This is a genomic window from Ruegeria sp. A5 (genome assembly GCF_056543005.1).
Map to the genome: position 1 here is coordinate 432,345 of NZ_JBQGAV010000003.1, position 8,228 is coordinate 440,572.

The 8,228-nt window shown below is 53.6% G+C and carries 5 protein-coding genes and 1 pseudogene; 3 read left to right on the forward strand and 3 right to left on the reverse strand.

All coding sequences use genetic code 11. From position 1 onward, the window contains the following. Nucleotides 1-123: 123 nt before the first annotated feature. The 3 genes from ACR0AY_RS10230 to ACR0AY_RS10240 form a co-directional block, all read right to left on the reverse strand. Nucleotides 124-1,080 (reverse strand): glycosyltransferase family 2 protein, encoded by a 957-nt coding sequence (locus ACR0AY_RS10230; protein ID WP_480454108.1) that lies wholly within the window; start codon nt 1,078-1,080, stop codon nt 124-126. Beyond that, nucleotides 1,043-2,791: an ABC transporter ATP-binding protein gene (locus ACR0AY_RS10235; RefSeq protein WP_480436466.1), complete on the reverse strand. Its 1,749-nt coding sequence runs from the start codon at nt 2,789-2,791 to the stop codon at nt 1,043-1,045. The genes ACR0AY_RS10230 and ACR0AY_RS10235 overlap by 38 nt, the downstream gene beginning before the upstream one ends. Nucleotides 2,792-2,928: 137 nt before the next feature. Continuing rightward, the gene (locus ACR0AY_RS10240) at nt 2,929-3,612 is read right to left on the reverse strand and encodes a DnaA N-terminal domain-containing protein (protein WP_170512122.1); all 684 of its coding nucleotides are present in this window, start codon (nt 3,610-3,612) and stop codon (nt 2,929-2,931) included. A gap of 471 nt (nt 3,613-4,083) precedes the next feature. Here ACR0AY_RS10240 and ACR0AY_RS10245 point away from each other — a divergent pair, with 471 nt between their 5' ends. The 3 genes and pseudogenes from ACR0AY_RS10245 to istA all read left to right on the forward strand — a co-directional run. Continuing rightward, nucleotides 4,084-5,391, forward strand: a complete 1,308-nt coding sequence (locus ACR0AY_RS10245) for an AAA family ATPase (RefSeq protein WP_170512124.1) — start codon at nt 4,084-4,086, stop codon at nt 5,389-5,391. After that, a complete protein-coding gene (locus tag ACR0AY_RS10250; protein WP_170512126.1) occupies nt 5,388-6,494 on the forward strand; it encodes a ParB N-terminal domain-containing protein in 1,107 nt (368 codons plus the stop codon). Before ACR0AY_RS10245 ends, ACR0AY_RS10250 begins: the two co-directional genes overlap by 4 nt. 755 nt (nt 6,495-7,249) lie before the next feature. Then, a pseudogene (gene istA, locus ACR0AY_RS10255) lies at nt 7,250-7,881 on the forward strand (IS21 family transposase); the annotation flags it as partial. Nucleotides 7,882-8,228 lie beyond the last annotated feature (347 nt).

Here is an 8,228-nt window from a genome sequence, read left to right on the forward strand (position 1 = left end):
GCGAACACAGAGTGTGCCGCAGTCACTTGTCCAAGAGTCCTACCTTAAGGATCAACTTGAATTAAGCCGAACCAGAACGCGTAGCGTCATGGTCTGAAGGTGGTTTATCATTGCCAGTGGCCACTACTTCCGCTGGTCAGGCCTCCGCAGCCAGAGAAGCCGAATGGTTTCCGTAATCTTTGCAACGCGGATCACATAGTGAACGCCCCACACACCAAAAGCCTGTTTGGTTGACAGATTCTGATTCCTCAGAAGGTTTTTCAACGTCTTGAAGGAAGGGATCAATTTCTGCACAGGCGGGATGTAATTTACGATGCCGCGCTTGGCATTGCGGCGCAGCCTAGCCCCCTCAATACGACGGGCTTTGGTGATGTGATCCTCAAGACTGTCGCGCGCCGGATGACGGACGATGGCGTCTTCGGCAAACACAATCGCTTCGCCCGCAGATTGAGCACGATCATTCCATTCCATGTCCCCGCCGGACAACACCGTGTCGTTGAACCGACCGATGCGATCCATAAGCTCCCGCCGTACGATCAGATTGGCCGTAACCGCACGCCCCCGTTCCACCCATTTTTTTTGCTCTAACCCCAAATGAACATCATAGAGTTCGGTCGTCTTCCAATCCTGCCCGTTCGGGATCAGCACAACATTGCCGCCAAAGCGATTAACCTCGGGGTGGTCTTCGGCTATTTTCAACCCGGCCTCTAGATAGAGCGGGTCAGGCTGACAATCGGAGTCGGTGAAAAACAGCAGCTCCGAGGCGGCTTCTTCGATTCCTCGGTTGCGCGCTGCGTATGAGCCGGGTTTTGCCTCACTTAGGATGCGGGCGTTGGCGGGCAGGCGAAACCCATCTGGCATGGGGTCGGTCGGATCATTGTTGACTGCAAGTATCTCGAACTGGTTTGTGTTCAGTGTCTGAGAGGTGAGCCCATCCAGACAACGCTGCAATTGGTCCCAGCTTTGATAGGTCGGGATGATCACTGACGCGCTCAGGGGCGAACGCGCCGGTGTAATGTCAGGCCGCTGGATCACGTCGGGATCATTCGGCATTGACGGCGTTCGAGTACTGATGGTCATACAGGGTTTTGAATGGTCCCGGCTTCTTCAGCAACTGTTGGGCGCTGCCCTGCTCAAGAACTTCACCAGCCTCAATCACGACGATCTTGTCCGCATGCATGATGGTTGAAAGCCTGTGAGCCACAATGATTGTCGTGCGCCCCTCGGTCAGGCGGCCCAATGCCTCCTGAACCAGATGTTCCGACCGCGAGTCCAGCGCACTAGTTGGTTCGTCCAGCAGCAGGATCGGGCTGTCGCGCAGAAGCGCGCGCGCAATCGCAAGGCGCTGTTTTTGACCACCGGACAGGAAGGCACCATTTTCACCAACCAGAGTGTCAAAGCCTTTCTCAAGCGACATGATGAAGTCATAGGCATTCGCGGCCTTGGCAGCCTCGATCACGTCGTCTTGCGAGGCACCCTCACGGCCAAAACGGATGTTGTCGGCGATTGAGGCCGAAAACAGAAACGTCTCTTGCCCGACGAACGACATGTTCTGGCGCAGTGATTTGAACGAGGCGTACTTGATATCCTGACCATCGATCGATACCGAACCACTGCTCGGGTCATAAAGGCGCAGGGCCAAATTCAAAATGGTCGACTTGCCGCCGCCGGACAGACCAACCAGAGCGGTGGTCTTGCCAGCTTCGAACGTCAACGAAAGCCCTTTCAGGATCGGATCGCGACGACGGTAGCCGAAAGTGACGGCGTCGAACACCACCTCTCGCGGACCATCAGGCAGGCTTTTGGGATTGGCCTCTTCCGGCAGAGTTTCAGGCTCGTCCAACATATTGAACAACATCTGCACCCGGCGCAGACCCAGCTCCATCTTCACCCGCACCTTCGTCAGGCGCTTCGCGGGCTCATAGGCCATCATCACAGCGGTCACGAACGACATCAGTTCACCCGGAGTGGACGCTGCAGCGCCAAACAGCTTACCAGCGCTCAACCCGATGACCGAGGCAATTGCAAACCCGGCCAGGATATCCGTCAGCGGGCTCGTCGCAGCTTGCAAACGCGCAAGCTTGTTGCGGCGCTTCTCAACGCTTTTCACCGCCGAATTCATTTCGAGGGCCATGCGCTCTTCCAATCCGAAGGACTTGACCACACGTATACCAGCCGAGGTTTCTTGAATGACCTTCATGATCGCGCCCATCGATTGCAGCTCCATATCCGCAATCTCTCGCACTTTGCGAAGCAGCATGCGAACACCCAAGATCGCCAAAGGGCCGACGATAAGCGTAAACAAAGACAAGATCGGTTGCTGGTAGAACATCACGGCCAAAAGACCAATCAATGTAAGCATATCGCGCACCGCAGTGGTCACCATGATCTCGATCACCGTGCGCGCAGCCTGGGCGGTTTGTGTCACCTTCAACAACAGATCCGAGCTTTCGGTCAAATTGAAGAATGACACCCCTTGCCGCAAAAGTTTGTCGTAAAGCTTGATCTGCTGTTTCGAGACGATCCGGTTACCAGCACGGGTCAGAGCCACAATCTGGACGTAAGTCGCAATCCCTTTGACCAGGAAGATCGAGAATACAGCCATCGAAACGCCGAAAATCTTGGCTGAGTTTTCACTGTCAAACAGCGAATCCACCACATCACGCATGATAAAGGCGATACCTGCAGTGGTTGCCGCAACAAATACCATCGCGATGATCGCGATTGTATAAGGGACCGCTTGCTCGCGCATATTTTCGGAGAGCAGTCGCCACAGGACGGAATCACTCAATACGGCCGCAAATTTTGATTTGATCTTTTGCAATGCACATGTCCACTGTGATCAGGATCGAGCTATGTCACATCTGACGCGCTCATAAACAGTTTCCGCTAGATAGTCGCCTGTTGCCAGTTGAGCAAGCCCGCGCCCTATTCTGCCGCTTCAATGCGAATTGTTCGAACCGAAGGGTCGACACGTGAATAAGCGGCCAAAACCCTCCCCGACCATTTCTGTGCAATGTAATCCGCCATGAAACGCGTTGGCGCAATCAGAGTCGCCAGGCCCCCTGCCCTTTCGGCTTCGTCCAAATGCTTGAACCAACTGGACCAAAGTTCTGGGTCACGCCCATGTAGGATCGATTGAACCTGTGCCCAAACGTCTTCACCCTTTGGCGGCGGGATCGATGGCTTTGACTGAAATGGCACAACATTGGTATCGCGCTCTGGCTTCTGCTGCATTCGTTCCTGGAAATCCGTTCCGATCACGGGCCAGGCTTCCATTGTGTCCAGCATGATCTGCTTGAGGTCGAGTTCATAAACCGCAACCCGACCCCGAGCGGCGGGTCGTTTGACCGCAATCCAGCCTGCGCTGCGCAGCTTAGCCATCTCACGTTTAACTGTGCGTTCGTTCACGGACCACAACCGAGCGATCTCTTCCCGGCCAATCGACAGTTCATTGGAGCGCCAGTTATAGCGCGTGGTAATTAATGTCATGATGCGAAGAACACTGCGATGACGATGCTTGTCACCTGATAAGGCGTGAACGGCGAGCGCCGACAAGATATCGTACTTCAGTGCAGGCGCATTTCGCCCGACCGGTTTCGCAACCTGCATCCGTTTCCTCACCGCTCTTTTTTTGCCTCATGCGGGTCGATCCCGCCGTAATCGCGCCGTTTCCCAACGCTTTTCGTGATTGTTCACTGATTAGCGTCCAATACTTCGATTCTGTCAAGAGTTCGTTGAGATCACGCTATTTGGTAGCTGCTATTCGCTATCAAACAATAAAAGAAATAGGTGAATTTATGGTGATGGGGGACATACTGGGTGTCCCCTTATAGAGCAATAATGTCCCCCTATATGCCGTATTTGCTTGAGTTTTGTCCCCCTAAATCTGGTAGGATATCCGAAGTCAAGACGATTGCAGAGAGCAGCAGCATTCCGAATCGGTCAGCACTAGATACGGCCATATTTTCTTACCCGTGGGTAACATCACAACCTTACAATAATTTCTTTTGCCAAATATGCAAATCGGGCGTAAATAACAAAAGAGAGAAAAATAGCGTCCAGAAGAATGAGAACTGAGGCATGTACACGCACGAAGACCTGAATGCATTGCGCACCCAGTCCCTGAAATTGCAGGGCTGGATTCGCCAGCAGACTTTCAGCCCTGAGATGGAGAAGACGCTAAGGCGGTTCTCAAGCTGGGAGGTGTCCGAACTGATCTTTAAGGTGAACCAATCGACATTCCGAGGAAAGCTGGCCGCCGATCCTTCATTGCCGGGAGGCGAGGTCGAGCCTGATGGGCGGCAGCGTTGGTTTAGTCTGGAAGAGGTAAATGAGCTCAGGCGGCGGCTTAAGGTTAATCGCAAAGCGCTCACTCCCCCACGCCCTGCGGGCAAGCGGGCGGTTCGGGCCGCTGTTGCCAATTTCAAAGGGGGGGCCGGCAAGTCGACCGTGGCGTTGCATCTTGCGCACGCCGCTGCTCTGGACGGCTACCGAGTATTAGTGGTGGATTTTGACCCTCAGGCGACGCTCAGCCATTCGATGGGTCTGACCGATGTCGCTGAAGATTTCACCGTCTGGGGTATCATGGCGCGGGATCTAATCCGTGAAACCGAGCGCATGAATAACCGCCCTGTGGCTGCGGAGTCAGGAACCGCCCTGCCCCGCCGAGAATTACCACCTTCTATAACGGATATGGGCCTCGGCGAACTGCGCATTTCTGATTTTATCAAGCAGACCTCATGGTCAACGATTGATGCGATCCCTTCTTGCGCCAACGCTGCTTTCGTCGAATTCGCATCAGCACAATATCGGCACCTGAATCCTGAGTGGTCTTTTTTTGCAGCTGTGTCCCGCTATCTGGATCAAATACCGAATGATGCTTATGACCTGATCCTGTTCGATTGCCCGCCTGCGATAGGATACCAATCGATGAATGCGGTGTTCGCAGCAGACATGTTGTATATCCCGTCGGGGCCCGGATACTGGGAATACGATTCAACCACCTCATTCATTGGACAGTTGGCTGAAGCCCTCGAAGATCTGGCCTATGGTTTCGACAAGACCTTACCCACGGGTAAGATTGGTTTACCCAAGACATTCTGCGAAATTCGGTTTTTGCTTACGCGCTACGAACCGGGGAACGCACTGCACACAGCGATGTATGACGCATTCCGCAAAGTCTTTGGTGAGCACCTCGCCGAGCACCCGGTCGAGATGACGCGTGCGGTCGAGCAATCTGGTCGGTTCCTGAGTTCAGTTTATGAGATGGATTACCGTGAGATGACGAGGGAAACCTGGCGTCGCGCGCGTTCGACATTTGATAATGTTTATGATGAATTCCGGGGCGTCATGCTATCGGCCTGGGACAAGCTGGAGGATGACGTATGAGCCGAAAACGCAGAATGTTCGATATCGACATGCCAGCGATGGAAGAAATCCCGGTTGGCAAGGTTCCGGATAAAGCGCTTGAGAAAAGGCGCGGACCAATGGCTACTGCAATCTCCGAGAACGCTAATGCGCTACGCGACCAGCAAACTACCGAAGATGCAATCAGAGTTGAAAATGACAGGTTAGCGCACGAGCTTGTGCGACTACGATCAGAAGGGTATGTTACTGAACAGATCGCATTGGCGGATGTTGTTACCGAGCGCTTGACGCGCGACCGCAAGCCTGGCCCTGATCCTGAGTTGGATGAGTTGAAGGCTTCTATTCAGGATGTGGGTCTTTCGAACCCGATCCGGGTCGAGCGTCGCAACGATGGACGCTTTGAGTTAATTCAAGGAATGCGCAGATTATCGGCATTTCGCGCATTACTTGAGGAAACTGGCGACGCGCGATTTGCGACGATTCCGGCCGGTGTTTCTGACGTTGCCGAGCTGGATGATAGCTATCGTCGCATGGTCGATGAAAACCTGATCCGAAAGGATATCTCGTTTGCGGAAATGGGCGCGCTTGCGCGTGCCTATGCGGAAGACCCCGCCAATGATTGTCCGGATGTCGACAAAGCGGTTTCAACCTTGTTCAAATCTGCAAGCTACACCAAGCGCAGCTATATTCGGGCGTTTGCGAGTTTGCTGGCCATGTTGGAAAAGGTTCTTATGCACCCAAACGACATTCCACGGAATGTGGGTGTTGAACTCAAACGAAAGCTCGACTCTGATCCTGGATTGATCCGACAAGTCAGTGCGGCTTTGGTGAGTGAACCAAATCGCGACAGCGTGCGCGAAGTGGCCATTCTTCGCGATTTTCTCACAATCGAAAATGCGACCGCCGCCAAGCCAAAGGCTGAAGCCGTTGGTAAACCACGCCGCGCGAAGACAACGTTTCAGGTAAGGGGCAGGGCAGGGATTGCAAAATGTTCTGCATCCAGCGGAAGGATCGAACTTCGCTATGATCTCGATTTTACCCGTGTCGATAGGGCGAAATTAGAACGTGCTGTGGCCACCTTGATCGAGGATCTGCGAGAAGAAGACGATCTTACCCACGGGTAAGGCGGGCTTAGCGAGATAGATCCGAAGCGCGGCGCTGGTTAATTTCAGCGCCGTTTTTTTGCACAAACTGGACAGCTGTTTGAGTCAGAACCTCAGGAGGTTATCTGAACCATTTGATCGTACCACCCGGATTCAAACGCTTGTTCTGTGCTTCGGACGGCTGCATTCCGAGCAGAGGCGATGACATCAAGTCCAGTCAATTAATATAAGGCGTCGCGCCGCATTGATGTTAAACTGGGGCAGGTGATCTGCAATTTATTTAGTTTGTCACGGCGGAACTGATGCAAAGTCTATGGGGTAGGGCAGGGACCACGCGACTGCCTCATTCTTCGAGTGCACCGCCGCTGCTTTTCATCAAGAAGACTATCTTGGGGTGCGGTAGCATATTCAAAGCACTTGAGCATACGACGGGGTGGCGGTGAGTACCTATCAATGATGCGTATAAACGTGCGGTGGATTGCCAGAGAAAGCGCGGCGATCGGTTGAATGATCGACAATAGAGAACATCGCGTATGAGTAGTGCGCAAAATGTACAAATAAGTACTATTAGTAGCTCTGTCGGTCTGTAGTTTCATGCAGTAAGAGAATGTGAGTTCTGTGACATACTTCTTCGCAAGTTTCCTAGGCTGAACAGGCGGTGGTTCTGTCGTAAACTCTGCCCCCACTTGTCAGATCGAACGCAGTCCTGTTAACGCGGGCTGGGACCTGACAGGAGAAAACTGTGACGATCACTTTGAAAGGCGCGCATTTTCCAAGATCAATGGTTGTCGGAGGATCGGCAGCGACCGCGCAAACAGCGGCATATGGTCAAGCGGATCTTCGAGCAGTAGCGCGATGAGCATGGTTTCGAGGGTGGTTACACCATCATCAAGAACTATGTTCGGGAGCATGGTCGACGGTATCGCGAGATGTTCTTACCGCTTCACCATGCATCCGGCTATGCTAAGGCCAATTTCGGCGAAGCAATGGTGGTGATCGGCGGCATTGAGCAGAAGGCTCACTTCTTTGCATTGGATCTACCGTATAGCGATGCCTGCTACATCCGCGCCTATCCTGCGGCGGCTGCCGAGGCCTGGATGGACGGGCACGTCCATGCCTTTAGGTTCTTTGAGGCCGTTCAGCGGTCGATCCTGTACGATAACGACCAGTGCCTTGTAGCAAAGATCGAGCCCGACGGAACTCGCAGGCGTGCGCGGCTGTTCAGCGAAATGCTGTCCCACTATGTGATCCAGGCCCGCAACGGGCGTCCTGGTACGGGCAACAACAGGGGATCCGTCGAAGGGCAGGTGGTTATTCCCGGCGCAATTTCATGGTGCCAATCCCGAACTTTCCAAATTGGGATGCCTTCAACGACAGGCTTGAGAGGCAGTGCCAAAAACGACGGCAGATCGGACCAGCGCCGTTCCGTTATGAGCCCCAAAATTGCGGGTGTTTCAAAATCAAGCAGAGGTGTGGCGGTTAGCAGCGGGTCACTGTTCAGCATTTGGTCTCTCGTCGAATCAACTCTGAATGATTTGTAATTGCTATAGTGACTATAGCTTCAAGGGGCTAGTTCCAGTTCGCAACGACGCTGCCCAGGGTTACGCGCCGATTTCTTCGTGATCAGAGCGGGCATTGCCAACTTGTTTGCACGCGGCTGACGACGGTCTTGTCTGCGTCTGTCAGGTGGTCATTTCGAGAGCGTAACCGTCCCAGAGGCCGAAAGCATCGGTTCTGGCGTGACGGTATGAGACG

Bases quoted from the DNA above. Each gene is read 5' to 3' on its own strand.
- ACR0AY_RS10230 (WP_480454108.1), bottom strand. From the start codon at position 1,080: ATGACCATCAGTACTCGAACGCCGTCAATGCCGAATGATCCCGACGTG.
- ACR0AY_RS10240 (WP_170512122.1), bottom strand. From the start codon at position 3,612: ATGCAGGTTGCGAAACCGGTCGGGCGAAATGCGCCTGCACTGAAGTAC.
- ACR0AY_RS10245 (WP_170512124.1), top strand. From the start codon at position 4,084: ATGTACACGCACGAAGACCTGAATGCATTGCGCACCCAGTCCCTGAAA.
- ACR0AY_RS10250 (WP_170512126.1), top strand. From the start codon at position 5,388: ATGAGCCGAAAACGCAGAATGTTCGATATCGACATGCCAGCGATGGAA.